The sequence below is a fragment of the Cupriavidus sp. GW823-FHT07B10 genome (genome assembly GCF_058794355.1).
Window position 1 is genome coordinate 389,123 of sequence record NZ_JBXAGS010000002.1, and the last position, 16,670, is coordinate 405,792.

Annotated in this window: 15 protein-coding genes; 6 read left to right on the plus strand and 9 right to left on the minus strand. The window is 67.2% G+C overall.

Going from position 1 to position 16,670, the window contains the following annotated elements; genetic code table 11:
* Positions 1-60 precede the first annotated feature (60 nt).
* Both AC1Q6V_RS06610 and AC1Q6V_RS06615 read right to left on the minus strand, forming a co-directional pair.
* Entirely contained in the window at positions 61-1,518 is a 1,458-nt protein-coding gene (locus AC1Q6V_RS06610; protein ID WP_439668204.1) for a malonyl-CoA decarboxylase domain-containing protein, read from the minus strand.
* 66 nt (positions 1,519-1,584) lie between these two features.
* Positions 1,585-2,304 carry a GntR family transcriptional regulator gene (locus AC1Q6V_RS06615; protein ID WP_011615942.1) on the minus strand — a complete coding sequence of 240 codons (720 nt, stop codon included), beginning with the start codon at positions 2,302-2,304 and terminating at the stop codon, positions 1,585-1,587.
* Positions 2,305-3,120: 816 nt separating this feature from the next.
* Here AC1Q6V_RS06615 and AC1Q6V_RS06620 point away from each other — a divergent pair.
* Positions 3,121-4,215 carry a YjgN family protein gene (locus tag AC1Q6V_RS06620; protein ID WP_011615943.1) on the plus strand — a complete coding sequence of 365 codons (1,095 nt, stop codon included), beginning with the start codon at positions 3,121-3,123 and terminating at the stop codon, positions 4,213-4,215.
* Between the two features lie 29 nt (positions 4,216-4,244).
* Positions 4,245-5,264 (plus strand): M48 family metallopeptidase, encoded by a 1,020-nt coding sequence (locus AC1Q6V_RS06625; RefSeq protein ID WP_010814931.1) that lies wholly within the window; start codon positions 4,245-4,247, stop codon positions 5,262-5,264.
* Between the two features lie 15 nt (positions 5,265-5,279).
* Here the strand turns inward: AC1Q6V_RS06625 and lgt are convergent, their stop codons facing one another.
* Entirely contained in the window at positions 5,280-6,098 is an 819-nt protein-coding gene (lgt, locus tag AC1Q6V_RS06630) for a prolipoprotein diacylglyceryl transferase (protein WP_010814932.1), read from the minus strand.
* 72 nt (positions 6,099-6,170) lie between these two features.
* Entirely contained in the window at positions 6,171-7,115 is a 945-nt protein-coding gene (locus tag AC1Q6V_RS06635; protein WP_010814933.1) for a LysR family transcriptional regulator, read from the minus strand.
* A gap of 167 nt (positions 7,116-7,282) precedes the next feature.
* Between AC1Q6V_RS06635 and ilvD the strand changes: the two genes are divergently transcribed.
* A complete protein-coding gene (gene ilvD / locus AC1Q6V_RS06640; RefSeq protein WP_010814934.1) occupies positions 7,283-8,956 on the plus strand; it encodes a dihydroxy-acid dehydratase in 1,674 nt (557 codons plus the stop codon).
* Between the two features lie 102 nt (positions 8,957-9,058).
* Here the strand turns inward: ilvD and AC1Q6V_RS06645 are convergent, their stop codons facing one another.
* Genes AC1Q6V_RS06645 through AC1Q6V_RS06655 form a run of 3 tightly spaced genes read right to left on the minus strand, consistent with a single transcriptional unit; the run spans position 9,059 to position 11,548 of the window.
* Positions 9,059-9,544, minus strand: coding sequence for a hypothetical protein (locus tag AC1Q6V_RS06645; RefSeq protein ID WP_010814935.1), 486 nt, complete (start codon positions 9,542-9,544; stop codon positions 9,059-9,061).
* The gene (locus AC1Q6V_RS06650; protein WP_010814936.1) at positions 9,541-9,975 is read right to left on the minus strand and encodes a DNA polymerase III subunit chi; all 435 of its coding nucleotides are present in this window, start codon (positions 9,973-9,975) and stop codon (positions 9,541-9,543) included. Before AC1Q6V_RS06650 ends, AC1Q6V_RS06645 begins: the two co-directional genes overlap by 4 nt.
* Positions 9,976-10,009: 34 nt before the next feature.
* Entirely contained in the window at positions 10,010-11,548 is a 1,539-nt protein-coding gene (locus tag AC1Q6V_RS06655) for a leucyl aminopeptidase (RefSeq protein WP_454749639.1), read from the minus strand.
* 187 nt (positions 11,549-11,735) lie between these two features.
* On the opposite strand from AC1Q6V_RS06655, the gene lptF reads away from it, so the two are divergent.
* From lptF to AC1Q6V_RS06670, 3 genes are read left to right on the plus strand one after another with little or no spacing between them, the layout of a single operon-like run.
* Positions 11,736-12,863, plus strand: a complete 1,128-nt coding sequence (gene lptF / locus AC1Q6V_RS06660; protein ID WP_011615947.1) for an LPS export ABC transporter permease LptF — start codon at positions 11,736-11,738, stop codon at positions 12,861-12,863.
* Positions 12,860-14,026 carry an LPS export ABC transporter permease LptG gene (gene lptG / locus AC1Q6V_RS06665; RefSeq protein ID WP_454749640.1) on the plus strand — a complete coding sequence of 389 codons (1,167 nt, stop codon included), beginning with the start codon at positions 12,860-12,862 and terminating at the stop codon, positions 14,024-14,026. Before lptF ends, lptG begins: the two co-directional genes overlap by 4 nt.
* Before the next feature lie 13 nt (positions 14,027-14,039).
* Entirely contained in the window at positions 14,040-14,432 is a 393-nt protein-coding gene (locus AC1Q6V_RS06670) for a sirohydrochlorin chelatase (RefSeq protein ID WP_454749641.1), read from the plus strand.
* Positions 14,433-14,512: 80 nt separating this feature from the next.
* Here the strand turns inward: AC1Q6V_RS06670 and cobA are convergent, their stop codons facing one another.
* Together cobA and AC1Q6V_RS06680 are read right to left on the minus strand one after the other, a co-directional pair.
* Positions 14,513-15,313, minus strand: a complete 801-nt coding sequence (gene cobA / locus AC1Q6V_RS06675; RefSeq protein ID WP_010814941.1) for a uroporphyrinogen-III C-methyltransferase — start codon at positions 15,311-15,313, stop codon at positions 14,513-14,515.
* A gap of 27 nt (positions 15,314-15,340) precedes the next feature.
* Entirely contained in the window at positions 15,341-16,645 is a 1,305-nt protein-coding gene (locus tag AC1Q6V_RS06680) for a sulfate adenylyltransferase subunit 1 (protein WP_010814942.1), read from the minus strand.
* Positions 16,646-16,670 lie beyond the last annotated feature (25 nt).

Below are 16,670 nucleotides of genomic sequence, written 5' to 3' on the forward strand. Positions count from 1 at the left end.
AGAAAACGCGGCGCGCCAGGCGCCGCGGGTGCGGGGGCGACCCGCGTGACCGGACCAGGGTCACAGCAGCTTCCCGACGCTACGGCTGATGCGCGGGTTGCCGGCGCCCAAGCGTGCCAGATTGTCATCCAGCGCCTCGGGCACGTAAAGATAATTGACCATCATCCCGCAGCTCTGGCTGCGGCCTTTGCGCGACAGGTCGGCGCCCCAGTTCAGCCGCTCCACGCATGCCCCGTTGCCCAGGTGGAAGCGCGCGACCGGGTCGGCGGGCATCGACTGGTTGCGCTCGCGCACCAGGAAATGCGCGGCCAGGGTCATCGCGGTATCGCGGATCACGGTATCGGCGGCGTCCGGCACCAGCGCCTCCAGCCACCCGGCGCCGTCCGCTGGCGCCTTGCCGTGGCGCTCGCTCCAGCGCGCCAGGCGCTTGTCGCCCAGCACGCGCGCAACGGCATCGCCGTCCTGCTTGCGCAGCCAGTCGGCAAATCCGGGGATTGGTGAGAGCGTGGCGAACTGATTCACTTTTGGGAATTCACGCTGGACCTCCTCGATCACGCGCTTGAGCAGAAAGTTGCCGAAGCTCACGCCGCGCAGGCCCGCCTGCGTATTGCTGATCGAATAGAAGATGGCCCACTTGACGCGGCGCAGGTCTTCCAGCGGCGCGGCTTCATCCAGCAATGTATGGACATTGGCCGCCATCTCCGGCGCGAATGCCACCTCGACAAAGATCAGCGGCTCGCGCGGGATGCGCGGGTGGAAGAACGCAAAGCAGCGGCGGTCGGAATCGAGGCGGTTGCGCAGGTCGGTCCATGAGGCGATTTCATGCACGGCCTCGTAGCGGATCAGCTTTTCCAGCAGCGATGCCGGCGAATCCCAGGTGATCGGCTGCAGCTCCAGCAGGCCCACGTCGAACCAGTTGGAGAACAGCGCCTCGAGATCGTCGTCAAGCGGGCGCAGCCCTGGCATGCGGCGCTGCCAGCGCAGCATGTCGGCGCGCAGCTGGATCAGGAAGTGCAGGCCGCAGGCGCTGCTGCCGCGCTGGCCGTGCAGCGCGGCCAGCCGCTTGAAGAAGCGGATGCGCGCATTGGACAGGGCCTGGGCCAGGCCCGAAGACGCGGCCTGCGCGCGGGCGGCGCGCGCGCCCTTGTCGCCGTCGGCCCCGGCCTCTTCGCTGCCCTTGCCGCCGCTGCTGGCGACTTCGGCCAGCACCGCCAGCATGCCGCGCCGGGTGGCCTCGCCAGCAGCCTCATACTCGGCCTGCCATGCCTGCGCGGCGGCATTGGCGGCGCCATCGGTCAGGCGCGCGTCGAAGCAAAGCCGCAACTGCTCGCGCTGGCGGCGCACCGCGCGCGCCGCCAGCGGCGCCTCGCCATCGACCGGCGTTGCCGGGGCCTTGGTGTCGCCCTCGCCCTTGCGTCCCCACCAGCGGCCCAGCCGCGACAGGAACTTGGAACCTGCCGGCTCGCTTTCGCCCAGCGGCGCACTGATCTTCTGGTCACCCGTGTCGAAGGAATTCATGCGGTACCTGCCTTGATGCATCGATCTGAACGTGGGAAAAACGTCGGACTGGGGTTGCGGCGCCGGCTACTCTTCGGCGCCGGCCACGCGCAGCACCGGCGGCGCGCGCACGGCCTGGGCCTCGGCTGCGCCGGCGGTGGCGCCGGCATCCAGCGTCTTGAGCGCCGCGCGCTGGCGCAGCAGGTGGGTCTTCATCATCGCCTCGGCGCCTTCCGGGTCGCGGGCCTTGAGCGCGGCAAACACGGACAGGTGCTCGGCGCAGGATTCCTGGATCCGGCCCGGCAGCTTCAGGCTCTTGTGGCGCGACAGCCGCAGCACCTTGCGCAGGTCGCTGATCAGGCCCGACAGCCAGCGGTTGCCGGCCAGCCGCTGGATCGATTCGTGGATCTGGAAGTTGGTTTCGTAGTAGGCGTCGATGTCGCCCGCCTGCGCATAGCGCGCCAGGTCGGCATGCAGGCCGTCCAGTGCGTCCAGGTCGGCGCGCGTGGCGTTGCGCGCCGCCTCGTAGGCACAGCGCCCTTCCAGCAGTGCCATCAGCGGGAAGATCTCGTCCAGGTCCTGCTCGGACAGCTCATTGACGAAGCAGCCGCGCCGCGGCTCCAGCCGCACCAGGCCTTCGGCGGCCAGCACCTTGAGCGCTTCGCGCAGCGGCGTGCGCGAGATGCCAAGCGTTTCGGCCATCGCGCTCTCGTCGATCCATGCGCCGGGCACGAGCGTATGCGCGTCGATCATGGCGCGCAGCCGGTCTGCCACTTCCAGGTACAACGCCTGCTGGACGATGCGCATACTTCCCCCGGGTCGGATCGCGTGACCGATGCGTCCCGGTCACGATCTGGCGTCGGCCAGGGCAGATGCGCCCGGCCAGCCATAATTCATAATTATGGATTAGGACGCGAACGATACAAGGAATTTCGATGCTGCTCTGCAACAAGCAGTAGCGATGGTGGCTGGTGGTCGACCGGCAGGTGCGGTCTGTGAGGATGCGGCGCGGGGTGCGGTATGAGGTGCGGCGGGCGTTTCCATGCCTCCCTGCAAGGAAACACCCGCGCCTGAAAATTACTGCAGTACTGCTTTTCATCGTCGGCGGATACTTGCAAAAATATCTGCCGCGTGGGTCCATGGATTGCCGGCGCTGGCCCTGCGCCCCCCTTTTTGAAACGCGCTTGTTGCGCGGATTTTCCCGTCGCCCTGGCTTTACGTGAAGTGCCGGCAAGTGCGGCCTGTCGGCCTTCACTCCCTCCCTGGCACTTCCGTTGGCGGCTGTGGCTTGCCGCTCATCTTTGTAACAATCAAGATAGCGATTTACGTGCCAGCGGGACTAACCCCATGATTTCATTGGCAACACGCATTCAGAAGTTGTTACAGAATACGTCTAGTGTAACAGGATGTTTCTAGATTGTTACGAGGGTTTTCCCACATTTTCTTATACGCCTGCCCGCCTGGCGGCAATGGCATATGCAGATTGTGCCGTGGTCGCTATTTATCAGTGCGAGAATGTGAGCGCATCGCCGCAAGTGCCCGAACTGAAGTGGTTGCATTCCTGAAACTGCGGTCGAGGCCGCAATCCTTACTGTCGCTTTCCACACACACTGGAGCTCCGCCATGCAAGCTGGCAGCGATTTCACCCTGGCCGGCACCCCGGCAGACGAGACACCGGCGCCTGCCGAGCCGCGCTACGCCGTGCCGCGGGCGCTGGGCCTGTCCTTTACCGGATCAGGTTCGGAATACTTCCGTATCTGGATCGTCAATGCACTGCTGACCATCGTCACCTTCGGCATCTATTCGGCCTGGGCCAAGGTGCGCACGTTGCAGTATTTCTATCGCAACACGCGGCTCGACGGTGCGAGTTTTGACTACCACGGCAAGCCGTCCGCGATCCTGAAGGGCCGCGCCATCGTGTTCGCGCTGGTGCTCGCCTTCCAGTTCGCCTCCACGGTCTCGCCCTTCCTTGCGCTGGCGATGCTGGTGGCGCTGCTGGCGGTGTTCCCCCTGCTGCTGGTGCGCTCGTTGCGTTTCCGCATGGCCAACTCCAGCTACCGCGGCCTGCGCTTCGCCTTTACCGGCGGCGATGCCGATGCCTACAAGGTGTTCGTGCTGTGGCCGCTGGCCGCAGTGGCCACGCTGGGCCTGCTGGGGCCGCTGGCGCACCAGCGCTTCAAGCGCTACCAGCACAACCACACCCGCTTCGGCACCGCGCCGTTTGCCTTCCATGCCGGCGCGGGCGATTTCTACGGCGTCTACCTGCGTGCCTTCGGCGTGATGGTCGCGCTGGTGGCGGCCGCGGCACTGGCCGGCTTCATGCTGGGCGCGACCGCGTCGGGCCAGGCGGGCATGATGTTGTCGTTCGGCATCGGCGTGACCGGTTTCTACCTGGCGCTGCTGGCCGTCAGCCCTTACGTGATGGCACGCTTGCAGAATGTCGTGTGGAGCCACACCACGCTGGCGCCGCATGCGTTCCGCAGCGAGGTGGGGGCCGGCCGCATGGTCTTTATCTTCGTCACCAACCTGATCGCGATCGCGCTGACGCTGGGCCTGTACCTGCCGTTCGCGCGGGTGCGTTCGGCGCGCTACCGGCTCGAATGCGTGACCATGCTGGCGGCGGGCCCGCTCGACACCTTCGTGGCCGGCGAGGCGCAGCAAGTGGGTGCGCTGGGCGATGCGGCAGTAGACTGGTACGACATCGACATCGCGCTCTGAACACGCCGTGCGCTGACCCGGCCCGCACCATGATCCCAGTCACCTTCTTCGATGGCCGCTCGTCGCGCGCGCATCCGGCCACGCTGGCCGTTGAGGCGCAGCAGGCCGTGCTGCGCGACGACTCCGGCGCCGAGCTGCGGCGCGCGCCGCTGTCGGACGTGCGCGTGTCCGAGCGCGTGCGCCGCGCGCCGCGGCTGGTCACCTTTGCCGACGGCGCCTTCTGCGAGATCACCGACCACGCCGCCTTCGACCACCTGCTGGCCGCCACCGGCCATCGCGACAGCCTGGTGGCGCGCGCGCAGAACAGCTGGCGCCTGGCCGGCCTGGCCGTGGCGGGGCTGGTGGCGGTGCTGGTGCTGGGCTATTACGTGCTGCTGCCATGGGGCGCCGGCATCATGGCGCGCACGGTGCCGCCCGAGGTGGAGGCCCATCTCGGCAAGCTGACGCTGGCGAGCCTGGACAACGGCATGGTCAAGCCGACGCAGCTGCCGCCCGCCGAGCAGCAACGCATCCGCTCGGCCTTCGCGGCGCTGAAGCGCCCGCGCGATGCCGGCCACGACTACCAGATCCTGTTCCGCCAGGGCGGCGAGATCGGCGCCAATGCGCTGGCGCTGCCGGGCGGCACCATCGTGGTCACCGACGAACTGGTGAGCCTGGCCGGCACCGGTGCCGGCATGATGGGCGTGCTGGCCCATGAAGCCGGCCATGTCGCCAACCGGCACGGCTTGCAGCAGGTGATTCAGGGGTCGGCGCTGGCGGCGCTGTCGGCCTACCTGTTCGGGGATATCTCGACGGTGCTGGCCGGGGTGCCGGCCGCGATCCTGACGCTGCGCTATTCACGCGACCACGAGCGCGAGGCCGACGCCTTTGCGATCGAGGTCATGCAGCGCAACGGCCTGCCGCCCGCGGCGCTGGCCGAGGTGCTGGTCAGGCTGGACAATCGGCGCGGGGCGGCGTCGGACGCCGAGCCGGAACGCGGCCAGGACTTCATGTCGACCCACCCGCAAACGCAGGCGCGCATCGACGCCTTGCGCCGCGCCGGCAAATAGCGCGCCGACGGGTTCTCAGGCCACCGGCTGTGATGCGCCGGCGCCGGGCTGGCGCCGGTAGGCCCAGACCACCATGGCGATGCCGGCCAGGATCATCGGCAGGCTCAGCCACTGGCCCATCGACAGCTTTAGCGCCAGCAGGCCCAGGAAGTTGTCGGGCTCGCGCGCGAATTCCGCGGCAAAGCGGAAGGCGCCATAGCCGATCAGGAATACCCCCGACACCGCGCCCATCGGCCGCGGCTTGCGCGCGAACAGCCACAGGACGATGAACAGCGCCACGCCCTCGCCGGCAAACTGGTACAGCTGCGACGGATGGCGCGGGATGTTGTCGCCCGCCTGCGGGAAGATCATGCCCCACGGCAGGTCGGTGGCGCGGCCCCACAGCTCGCCGTTGATGAAGTTGCCGATGCGGCCGGCGGCCAGCCCGCAGGGGATCATCGGCGCGATGAAGTCGGTCACCTCCATCCAGTGGCGCCGGCGCAGTTTGCCGAACAGCCACATCGCCACGACCACGCCCAGGAAGCCGCCATGGAAGGCCATGCCGCCTTCCCACACCTTGAGAATCTCGAGCGGATGGGCCAGGTAGTACGACGGCTTGTAGAACAGCACATAGCCCAGCCGCCCTCCCAGGATCACGCCCAGCACGCCGAAGAACAGCATGTCGTCCAGGTCGCGCGTGGTCCAGCCCTTGGCCGCGATATGCGGCTGGCGGATGCGCAGGCGCCCGAAGCCCAGGAACATGATGAACCCGGCCAGGTACATCAGCCCGTACCAGCGGATGGCAAGCGGGCCCAGGTGGATGGCAACCGGGTCGAACTGGGGATGAATCAGCATGTTGGCGTGAATGGAGGTTGTAAAGGCCGCGGCCTGCGTATTGTCAGTGGCCTCGGTGACATTGGTGACGTGTCAGCGAGGGGCGGGCCCGGCTGCGCCTGCTTCTTGCGCGAGCGCGGTCGCAATATCGATGAACGAGCGCAGCACCGGCGCCACGCCGGCGGACGCGCCGTCGCGCCAGACCAGCCCGGTCTCGATCTGCGGGCCGGTCTCGCGCAGCGCCAGGTAGGACACCCCGGTGCGGCGAAGGTTGCACAGCGAGGCCGGCACCAGCGCCACGCCCATGCCCGCCGATACCAGGCTGACGATGGTCTGCATCTGGATGGCTTCCTGCGCGATCACGGGCACCAGGCCCTCGCGCGCATAGTAGCCCGTAATGATGTCATAAAACGCCGGCGCGCTTCGGCGCGGGAAGATGATCAGCGGTTCATGGGCGGCCTCGCGCAGCGACACCGCGGCGTCGCCCGCCAGCACCGCGCCCGCCGGCCGCCAGCCGTCGGGCACGGCCAGCACCAGCGGCTCGCTCACCAGCGGCAGGTAGGCCAGCCCGTGCGGCATGGCCGGCAGCTGCGGCCGGATCACCAGGCCGGCGTCGATCGCCCCCTCCATCAACGCCTCGAGCTGCACGTCGCTGGTGGCCTCGCGCAGTTGCAGCTGCACCTCCGGGTGGCGCGCGCGGAAGCGCCGCAGCAGGTCGGGCAGGATGCCGTAGTCGGCGGTGCTGACAAAGGCCAGCGACAGCGACCCCACCTCGCCGCGCGCCAGCCGCTGCGCCAGCCCGGGCAGCGCCGCGGCATCGGCCAGCACGCGCCGCACCTCTGGCAGCCACTGCTGGCCGGCCGGCGTCAGCGCCACCGAGCGCCGCGTGCGCACGAACAGCTGCACGCCGATTTCCTCTTCCAGCGCCTGGATCTGCTGCGACAAGGGCGGCTGCGTCATCGACAGGCGCCCTGCCGCGCGGCCGAAATGCAACTCTTCCGCCACAGTGACAAAGTAACGCAACTGCCGCAGGTCCAAACCCCCTCCTGATATGTTTTTCGACTCAATAAAGGTCAAATAATATATTTGACACTCCAAAACGCAAGGGTCATTCTTTGGCCCACAACATCGCCGCCGTGCGTTCGTGCCTCCTGGTCTTCGGGCGCAGCGCGGAGCGGCACTGAAGATCCCGGAGATTCCCCACCATGGCATTCAACAAACGCTCGCAGAACATCACGCAAGGCGTGGCGCGTTCGCCCAACCGTTCGATGTACTACGCCCTCGGCTACAAGAAGGAAGACTTCGACAAGCCGATGGTGGGCATCGCCAACGGCCACTCGACCATCACCCCTTGCAACGCTGGCCTGCAGCGCCTGGCCGATGCGGCCATCGACGCGATCAAGGCCTCGGACGCCAACCCGCAGGTGTTCGGCACCCCGACCATCTCGGACGGCATGTCGATGGGCACCGAGGGCATGAAGTACTCGCTGATCTCGCGTGAAGTCATCGCCGACTGCATCGAGACTGCCGCGCAGGGCCAGTGGATGGACGGCGTGGTCGTGATCGGCGGCTGCGACAAGAACATGCCGGGCGGCATGATCGCGCTGGCGCGCACCAACGTGCCGGGCATCTACGTCTACGGCGGCACCATCAAGCCGGGCAACTGGAAGGGCAAGGACCTGACCATCGTGTCGTCGTTCGAGGCCGTGGGCGAATTCACCGCCGGGCGCATGAGCCAGGAAGACTTCGAGGGCGTGGAAAAGAACGCCTGCCCGTCGACCGGCTCGTGCGGCGGCATGTACACCGCCAACACCATGAGCTCGTCGTTCGAGGCGCTGGGCATGTCGCTGCTGTACTCGTCGACCATGGCCAACCCCGACCAGGAAAAGGTCGACAGCGCCGCCGAATCGGCGCGCGTGCTGGTCGAGGCGATCAAGCAGGACATCAAGCCGCGCGACATTATCACGCGCAAGTCGATCGAGAACGCCGTGGCGCTGATCATGGCCACGGGCGGCTCGACCAACGCCGTGCTGCACTACCTGGCCATCGCCCACGCCGCCGAGGTGGAATGGACCATCGACGACTTCGAGCGCATCCGCCGCAAGGTGCCGGTGATCTGCAACCTGAAGCCGTCGGGCCAGTACGTGGCGACCGACCTGCACAAGGCCGGCGGCATCCCGCAGGTCATGAAGATCCTGCTCAAGGCCGGCATGCTGCATGGCGACTGCCTGACCATCACCGGCCGCACGCTGGCTGAAGAACTGGAAAACGTTCCCGACACCCCGCGTGCCGACCAGGACGTGATCCTGCCGATCGAGAAGGCGCTCTACGCCGAAGGCCACCTGGCCATCCTGAAGGGCAACCTGGCCGAAGAAGGCGCGGTCGCCAAGATCACCGGCCTGAAGAACCCGGTCATCACTGGCCCGGCGCGCGTGTTCGAAGACGAGCAGAGCGCGATGGAAGCGATCCTGGCCGACAAGATCAACGCCGGCGACATCCTGGTGCTGCGCTACCTTGGCCCCAAGGGCGGCCCCGGCATGCCGGAAATGCTGGCCCCGACCTCGGCCATCATCGGCAAGGGGCTGGGCGAATCGGTCGGCTTTATTACCGACGGCCGCTTCTCTGGTGGTACCTGGGGCATGGTGGTTGGCCACGTGGCGCCGGAAGCGTATGTGGGCGGCACGATTGCGCTGGTGCAGGAAGGCGATTCGATCACCATCGATGCGCACAAGCTGTTGCTGCAGCTGAACGTGGCGGATGAAGAACTGGCCAGGCGCCGGGCCAACTGGAAGCAGCCGGCGCCGCGTTATACCCGTGGAGTGCTGGCGAAGTTCTCGAAGCTGGCGTCGACGGCGAGCAAGGGGGCAGTGACGGACTGATCTTCGTCCTGCTCAACAAAAAAGCCTGCGAGCGATCGCAGGCTTTTTTGTTTGCCGACGTCTGTCGAGACCCGCCGGTCCGCTCCAGCCCTTCAGCCGCCGTTAATCCTCCCCCGGCGTCTTCTCGATCTCCTCCAGCGTCGCATCCAGCCATTCCACCAGCCGCGCCTCCAGCGACTGGGTCAGCTCGCTGGCCAGTTGCGCCGTCAGCGGCGCCAGGCGCGACTGCAGCGTGGCTTCGGTATGGGCCGCCACGACCTGCGGCCATTCGGTGCGGAAGCGCATCATCACGCGCGTCAGCAACTCGGTGCGCACGGCGCGCAGGTCGTCCTCGCCCGGGGCGCCGCTATCTGCCGGCATCGCCGATGCCGGCGCGGCGCCTTCGTCCGCCACGGCGTCGCCGGTATCGCCGACATGCATGACCAGGCCCGAATCGGCCATGCCGAAGGTATCGATCACGCCCTCCTGCGCAGCGGCAGCCGGCGCTGCTGTCCCTGCGTCCGGCAGTTCGAAGACCTCGGTCAGCAGCGGGATGCTGTCATTCGGATCGAGCCGCGGGATCACCCGCGAGGTGGTGCGTTCGCTCATGCGGCGTCTCCCTTGGGCTGGCCGATGTCGTGGTGCGTCAGCGGATAGCCGCGTTCGCGGTAGAAACGGTAGCGCTGGCGGCCGGCTTCGCGCGCGGCATCGCCCGCGCCCACTACCTCGATCAGCCGTTCGAAGCTGGCAAACTGCGCCGGGGCCTGGTCTGCCAGGTTGATCAGCAGCTGGTGGTGCGGCACGCCTTCGGTGGTGGCGGCCAGCAGGATCGGCGTGACCGCCGCATTGGGGCTTTCCAGCCCGCAATGGGGCAGGAAATCCAGCGCGGAGAAGGTCCACAGGCGCGCATCCAGGTCCGCCAGCTGCGCCGGCGCCCCGTGGATCACCACCTTCTGCCCGGCGCCGTAGGCCTTGCGGACCAGCCGGCAGACATAGCCGAGCACGTCCGGCACGTTGCTGTGGAAATCGATGCGCGTCATGGACCCTTGCTGCCTCTGTTGCCTGCCGCCGCCATCAGGCCGCGCGGTCCATCAGGAACTGCGCCAGCAGCGGCACCGGGCGGCCGGTGGCCCCCTTGGCCGCGCCGCTCTTCCAGGCGGTGCCGGCGATGTCCAGGTGGGCCCAGTCGTATTTCTCGGTAAAGCGCGAGAGGAAGCACGCCGCCGTCACGCTGCCGGCCGGGCGGCCGCCGATATTGCCCATGTCGGCAAAGTTGGACTTGAGCTGGTCCTGGTACTCGTCGTCCAGCGGCATGCGCCAGGCGGTGTCCATGGCGCGGCGGCCGGCCTGCAGCAGGGCATCGGCAAGCGCGTCGGAGCGCGCGTACAGGCCGCTGTTGATGTGGCCGAGCGCGATGATGCAGGCGCCCGTCAGCGTGGCCACGTCGATCACCGCGGCCGGCTTGAAGCGCTCCACATAGGTCAGCGCGTCGCACAGGATCAGGCGGCCTTCGGCGTCGGTGTTCAGGATCTCGATGGTCTGGCCGGACATGCTGGTGACCACGTCGCCCGGCTTGGTGGCGATGCCGCTGGGCATGTTCTCGCAGGTCGGCACCACGGCGATGACGTTGAGCTTCAGGCCCATCTCGGCCACGGCCTGGATCGTGCCCAGCACCGAGGCGGCGCCGCACATGTCGTACTTCATCTCGTCCATGCCCTCGCCCGGCTTGAGCGAGATGCCGCCGGTATCGAAGGTGATGCCCTTGCCCACCAGCACCACCGGGGCCTGCTTGGCGCCGGCGCCGTCGTAGCGCAGCACGATGAACTGCGGCGGCTCTTCGCTGCCCTTGGTCACGGCCAGGAAGGCCCCCATGTTCAGGGCCTCGATCTGCTTGCGGCCCAGCACCTCGGCCTTGAGCTTGTGGCGCTTGGCAATGCCGCGGGCGGTATTGGCCAGGTAGGTCGGCGTGCAGATATTGGACGGCAGGTTGCCCAGGTCGCGCGTCAGCTCCATGCCGTTGGCGATGGCGGTGCCGCGCACCACGGCCTGGGTGGCGGCGCGGGCATCGCCGGTGTCGACCGCGATCACGACCTTGCGCAGCGAGGACTTGTCGTTGCCGTTGGGCTTGCCGTTGGCATTGGCGCGCTTCAGACCCGGATGGCGCTCCAGCAGCCGATAGCCGGCTTCGCGCACCAGCGTGATGGTGGTGATCACCGCCCAGGCGACATCGCGCTGCTGCGGCGCCTGTTGCGCCAGGCACCACAGGGCCGAGGCCGCACGCGTGGACGACAAGGCACGCACGGCGGTGCGGACCGCGTCGGCAAAGGCCTTGTCGCTGAAATCGGCTTCCTTGCCCAGGCCCACCAGCAGCACGCGCGCGGCGCCCACGCCGGCCACCTCATGCAGCATCAGTTGGGTGCCGCGCTTGCCTTCGAAGTCGCCCTGCTTGACCAGCCGCCCCACCAGGCCCTTGGTGGCCACGTCCAGTGCCTTGGCTACTCCGGCCAGGTTCTGGCCTTCGAACAGGCCGACCACCAGGCAGTCGGTCTTGGTCGCCAGGAAACCATTTTGGCCGGCTTTGCTCCAATCCAAGGCTTTTGTGCTAAATTCCATCGCGCTTCCTTCCAGGGGCTCGTTAGACACGAAAGCCTCCATTATCCGCGATTTTTATCCCGCGACCTGCCGCCGCTGATACGCCCCGGTCACGCTGACAGCATGCTGTGCTGCCAGCCAGCTGTTCTGCCAGGCACCTCGCACGGCACATCGCCCGCTCCGGCCGGCAGCCCGGAACCGAACCCGCATGATCCTTCAACAAGCCCTGCGACGCGAGCTTGCCTACACCGCCGGGGCGGTGTTCCTGGTGATGCTGACCTTCATGCTCACCTCGCTCGTGATCCGCATCCTGGGAATGGCTGCCAGCGGCAAGGCCAGTCCCAACGACGTGCTGATGCTGATCGGCCTGGCCACCATCGGCTACCTGTCGATCCTGCTGTCGGCCACGCTCTTCATCTCCACCCTGATCGTGCTGACGCGCTGGTACAAGGATTCGGAGATGGTGGTGTGGTTCTCGGCGGGCATCTCGCTGCGCGAACTGGTCAAGCCGGTGCTGCAGTTTGCGGCACCCTTCATCGTGCTGGCGCTGCTGCTGGGCATGTTCGCCTGGCCCTGGGCCAACCAGCAGAGCGCGCTGTTCCGCGACCGCTTCGAGCAGCGCGGCGTGATGTCGATGATCGCCGCCGGGCGCTTTATCGAGCCCGCCAAGGCCAACTATGTGCTGTTCATCGAGGGCATCGACGCCGACATGAAGCATGCGCGCAATGTCTTCGTCGCCAACTCCGAGGCCGACAAGATCGGCGTGGCGCTGGCGCACCAGGGCAAGTTCGAGACCATGCCCAACGGCGACCGCCTGGTGGTGATGGAAAACGGCCGCCGCTACTCGGGCATGCCCGGCCAGATCGACTACCGCATCGTCGAGTTCGAACGCTACGCGGTCAAGGTGGACAACAAGGCTCCCGAGTCCGAAGCCAAGCTGCCACCCAAGAGCCGCGACACCATCGAGCTGATCCGCAACCCCACGCGCGAAAACCTGGGCGAGCTGATCTGGCGCATCTCGCTGCCGATCCTGGCCTTCAACTTCGTCATGATCGCAATCCCGCTGGCCTACGTTAACCCGCGCCTGGGCCGCTACACGCCGCTGGTGTTCGCGGTGCTGATCTACCTGACCTACAGCAACCTGATCAACCTGACGCAGTCCTGGGTGCGCTCGGGCGCGATCCCGTTCTGGCTGGCGTGGTGGCCGATCCACCTGGCGGTGTTCCTGGGGGCGCTGCTGCTGTTCCGCTACCGCCAGAACCGCAGCCTGGGCGGGTGGCGCGCCGTGTTCGGCCTGCGCAGGCGTGATGCCGCGGCCACCGGAGGCCGGGCATGAGGATCCTGCGCGTCTATGAACGCTACTTCGGCCGGCTGATCTATGGCGTGTTCGCCTTCATCCTGTTCGCGGTGCTGTCGCTGTTCGTGTTCTTTGACATGCTCAACGAGCTGGAGAACGTCAACAACCAGTACACCTCGCTGGTCGCGCTGTTCCACGTCCTGCTGCAGGCACCCACGCGGGTGTATGAGGTGCTGCCGATCGCGGTGCTGATCAGCGCGATCTATGTGTTCTCGCAGCTGGCCAGCCAGTCCGAGTACACCATCTTCCGCGTGGCCGGCCTGAACACGCGCCAGGCGCTGTTCTCGCTGTTCAAGCTGGCGGTGCCGCTGGCCATCGTGACCTTTATCTTCGGCGAGTTCATCGCCCCCCGCGCCGAGCAGTACGCGCAGAAGATCAAGCTCGAGGCGATCGGCGCAACCGTGTCGTCGGGCTTCCGTTCCGGCGTCTGGGTCAAGGACCGCGACAAGGATGCCGCCACCGGCGGCGGCGAGATCACCCGCTTCGTCAACGTGGCGGGGTTGCGGCCGGACCAGACCATCACCGGCATCACCATGTATGAGTTCGACCCGCAATACCGCCTGCGCATGATCCGCGTGGCGCAGGAGGGGCGCTACCAGGGTGGCCAGTTGTGGGAGCTGCAGGGCGTCAACGAGACCCGCTTCATCGAACTGGCGTCCCCGGCCCAGGGCGCGAAGCCGGCACGCGATTCGCTGGCCCCGGATTTCCGCGCCGAGCAAGTCAAGTTCCCGCGCGTGACCATGCATTCCGAGCTGACGCCGCAAATCCTGTCAGTGCTGCTGGTGACGCCTGAGCGGATGTCGACGCTGGACCTGTTCCGCTATATCCGCCACCTGCGCGACAACAAGCAGGACACGCAGCGCTATGAGATCGCCTTCTGGAAGAAGGTGATCTACCCGCTGACGCTGTTCGTGATGATGGCGCTGGCCCTGCCCTTCGCCTACCTGCACGCCCGTGCCGGCGCCGTCGGCGTGAAAGTGTTCGGGGGCATCATGCTGGGGTTGTCGTTCCACTTGTCGAACACGCTGTTCTCGCACGTCGGCCTGCTGCATACCTGGCCGCCGATCATCTCGGCACTGGTGCCAGGTACGCTCTACCTGATGGTGGCGCTGCTGGCGCTGCGCTGGGTGGACCGGCACTGAGGGGCGGGCTGCCATGACCGCACCCACCCGGGCCCTGGTCCTGTTTGCGCATGGCGCGCGCGACGCGCGCTGGCGCGAGCCGTTCGACCGCCTGCAGCAGAAGGTGGCCGCTGCCCTGCCCGGGTGCGAGGTGCGGCTGGCGTTCCTGGAGCTGATGGCGCCCGCTCTGCCCGACGCGCTCGCCGACCTGGCAGCGCGCGGCGTGTCCGACGCCACCGTGGTGCCGGTGTTCCTGGGCCAGGGCGGCCACCTGCGGCGCGACCTGCCAGCCTTGCTCGACCAATGCCGGCAAGCGCATCCCGGGCTGCGCATCCATTGCGCGACGGCGGCAGGCGAGGCCGATGCGGTGCTGGATGCAATGGCCGCATACTGCGTTGCCTCAATGCCCGCAAGCGGCCAGCCCTGAGCAGAAATGTGGTCCCCGATGAAAAAAAGCCCTGTGCCGGCATGCCGGTACAGGGCTTTTTCTAGTGGCGCGCAGCGCGCTCAGGCAGCGCGCGGCGTCTGCACGACGGTTTCACCCACGCCTTCGCGCGGCGTTTCGGTAGCCCGCGCAGCCAGCGCCGCCCCGATCATCAGCAGGCTCGGCTGCACCGGATCGATCCAGGCAGCGGCCTCGCCTGCTGCCATTCGGCCCAGCGTGAATTCACGGCTACGCTGCCGCGGCGTGCTGGCGGCTTCCACCACCCACGCCGGCGTCGACGCCGGCTTGCCATGCGCGATCAGCTGCGCGGCAATCGACGCCGCCTGGTCGCGGCCCATGTAGTAGACCAGCGTATCGGCCTTGACCGCCGCTTCGATATCGGCCGAGCCCTCGCCATCCGCAGCCTTCGCCTGCGTGGCAAACGCCACGCTGCGCGACACACCGCGCTTGGTCAGCGGCTTGCCGATCGCCGAAGCAGCCGCCAGCGCCGCAGTGATGCCCGGCACCACTTCATACTCGATGCCAGCGGCTTCCAGCGCCTGCAGCTCCTCGTCGGCACGGCCGAACAGCATCGGGTCGCCGCCCTTCAGGCGCACCACGCGCTCGTACTTGCCGGCCAGGTCGACGATCTGGCGGTTGATGAACAGCTGCGCGGTGGAGCGCTGCCCGCAGCGCTTGCCCACCTCGACCAGCTCGGCCTGCGGACACCAGGCCAGCATCTCCGGCGCTACCAGTGCATCATGCAGCACCACCTGGGCTTCGCCCAAAAGCCGTGCACCGCGCACCGTAATGAGGTCTGCCGCACCGGGGCCTGCCCCGATGAGGAACACCTTGCCGTAAGTCTTCTGCGCCTGCTTGTCCATCTGCTGCCCCTTTCCTGCCGTTACCGATCAGGAGAACGCACGGATCATGCCTGCGGCCACCGTGTGGTTGGTCGCTTCGTCGATCAGCACGAAGGCACCCGTTGCCGGGTTGTCGCCGTAGGCATCGCACACGATCGGCTTCTGCAGCGAGATCTGCACCGAACCGATGTCGTTCAGGCGGATATCGTGGCGACCGGTCTCGTGCGACAGCGTATGCACGTCCAGCACGCGGTCTACCGCCGACACGCGCGCGAACACGCTGGCCGTGGTGTGCTTGAGCACGTACTTGCGCGCCGGGTTCAGCGATTCGTCGTCGAACCAGCACAGGTCGGCCTGCAGCTTCTTTGCCGAAGCCGTGGTCGCATCGGCGGCAACGAACATATCACCGCGTGATACATCGACGTCCTCGGCCAGGCGCACCGTGACGGTATCGCCGACGTTGGCCGATTCAGCGGCACCATTGGGCGTCAGCACTTCAGCCACCACGGCTTCGCGGTTGGCCGGCAGCACGCGCAGCTTCTGGCCCACGCGCACGGTGCCGGCTTCGATGCGGCCGGCATAGCCGCGGAAGTCGTCCGACTGCGAACCGTCCTGGCGGATCACCAGCTGCACCGGGAAGCGCAGCGCGGCGTCATCCTCGGGTGCGGCCTCTTCCACCGGCAGTTCTTCCAGCAGCGGCAGCAGCGGCTCGCCCTGGTACCAGGCCATGGCATCGCTCTCATGCACGATGTTGTCGCCGCGCAGCGCCGACACCGGCACGTAGCGCACGTCCTTGAGGCCCAGCTGCTCGGCCAGTTCGGTGTAGGCGGTGCGGATCTCGTTGAAGCGCTGTTCGCTGTAGTCGACCAGGTCCATCTTGTTGACGGCAACGATCACGTGCCGGATCTCCAGCAGCTTCAGGATCGCCGAGTGGCGCTTGGTCTGCGCCAGCAGCTCGGCACGGCCGTCGGTGACGGTGACGCGGGTGGCATCGACCAGCACGATGGCCGCGTCCGCGGTCGAGGCGCCGGTGACCATGTTGCGGGTGTACTGCTCGTGGCCCGGGGTATCCGCGATGATGAACTTGCGGCGCGCGGTCGAGAAGTAGCGGTAGGCCACGTCGATGGTGATGCCCTGCTCGCGCTCGGCCTCGAGGCCGTCGGTCAGCAGCGAGAAGTCGATCTGCTCGCCGGCGGTGCGCTTGTTCTTGGCGTTGGCCAGCGCGGTCAGCTGGTCGGACAGCACGGCCTTGCTGTCGTACAGCAGGCGGCCGATCAGCGTGCTCTTGCCGTCGTCGACGGAGCCGGCGGTGATGAAGCGCAGCAGGCCTTGATGGGTTGCTTGGTGAGTCATGTCTGGATCCTTTGCTGCGTGCGGC

Bases quoted from the DNA above. Each gene is read 5' to 3' on its own strand.
- AC1Q6V_RS06610 (WP_439668204.1), bottom strand. From the start codon at position 1,518: ATGAATTCCTTCGACACGGGTGACCAGAAGATCAGTGCGCCGCTGGGC.
- AC1Q6V_RS06615 (WP_011615942.1), bottom strand. From the start codon at position 2,304: ATGCGCATCGTCCAGCAGGCGTTGTACCTGGAAGTGGCAGACCGGCTG.
- AC1Q6V_RS06620 (WP_011615943.1), top strand. From the start codon at position 3,121: ATGCAAGCTGGCAGCGATTTCACCCTGGCCGGCACCCCGGCAGACGAG.
- AC1Q6V_RS06625 (WP_010814931.1), top strand. From the start codon at position 4,245: ATGATCCCAGTCACCTTCTTCGATGGCCGCTCGTCGCGCGCGCATCCG.
- lgt (WP_010814932.1), bottom strand. From the start codon at position 6,098: ATGCTGATTCATCCCCAGTTCGACCCGGTTGCCATCCACCTGGGCCCG.
- ilvD (WP_010814934.1), top strand. From the start codon at position 7,283: ATGGCATTCAACAAACGCTCGCAGAACATCACGCAAGGCGTGGCGCGT.
- AC1Q6V_RS06645 (WP_010814935.1), bottom strand. From the start codon at position 9,544: ATGAGCGAACGCACCACCTCGCGGGTGATCCCGCGGCTCGATCCGAAT.
- AC1Q6V_RS06650 (WP_010814936.1), bottom strand. From the start codon at position 9,975: ATGACGCGCATCGATTTCCACAGCAACGTGCCGGACGTGCTCGGCTAT.
- AC1Q6V_RS06655 (WP_454749639.1), bottom strand. From the start codon at position 11,548: ATGGAATTTAGCACAAAAGCCTTGGATTGGAGCAAAGCCGGCCAAAAT.
- lptF (WP_011615947.1), top strand. From the start codon at position 11,736: ATGATCCTTCAACAAGCCCTGCGACGCGAGCTTGCCTACACCGCCGGG.
- lptG (WP_454749640.1), top strand. From the start codon at position 12,860: ATGAGGATCCTGCGCGTCTATGAACGCTACTTCGGCCGGCTGATCTAT.
- AC1Q6V_RS06670 (WP_454749641.1), top strand. From the start codon at position 14,040: ATGACCGCACCCACCCGGGCCCTGGTCCTGTTTGCGCATGGCGCGCGC.
- cobA (WP_010814941.1), bottom strand. From the start codon at position 15,313: ATGGACAAGCAGGCGCAGAAGACTTACGGCAAGGTGTTCCTCATCGGG.
- AC1Q6V_RS06680 (WP_010814942.1), bottom strand. From the start codon at position 16,645: ATGACTCACCAAGCAACCCATCAAGGCCTGCTGCGCTTCATCACCGCC.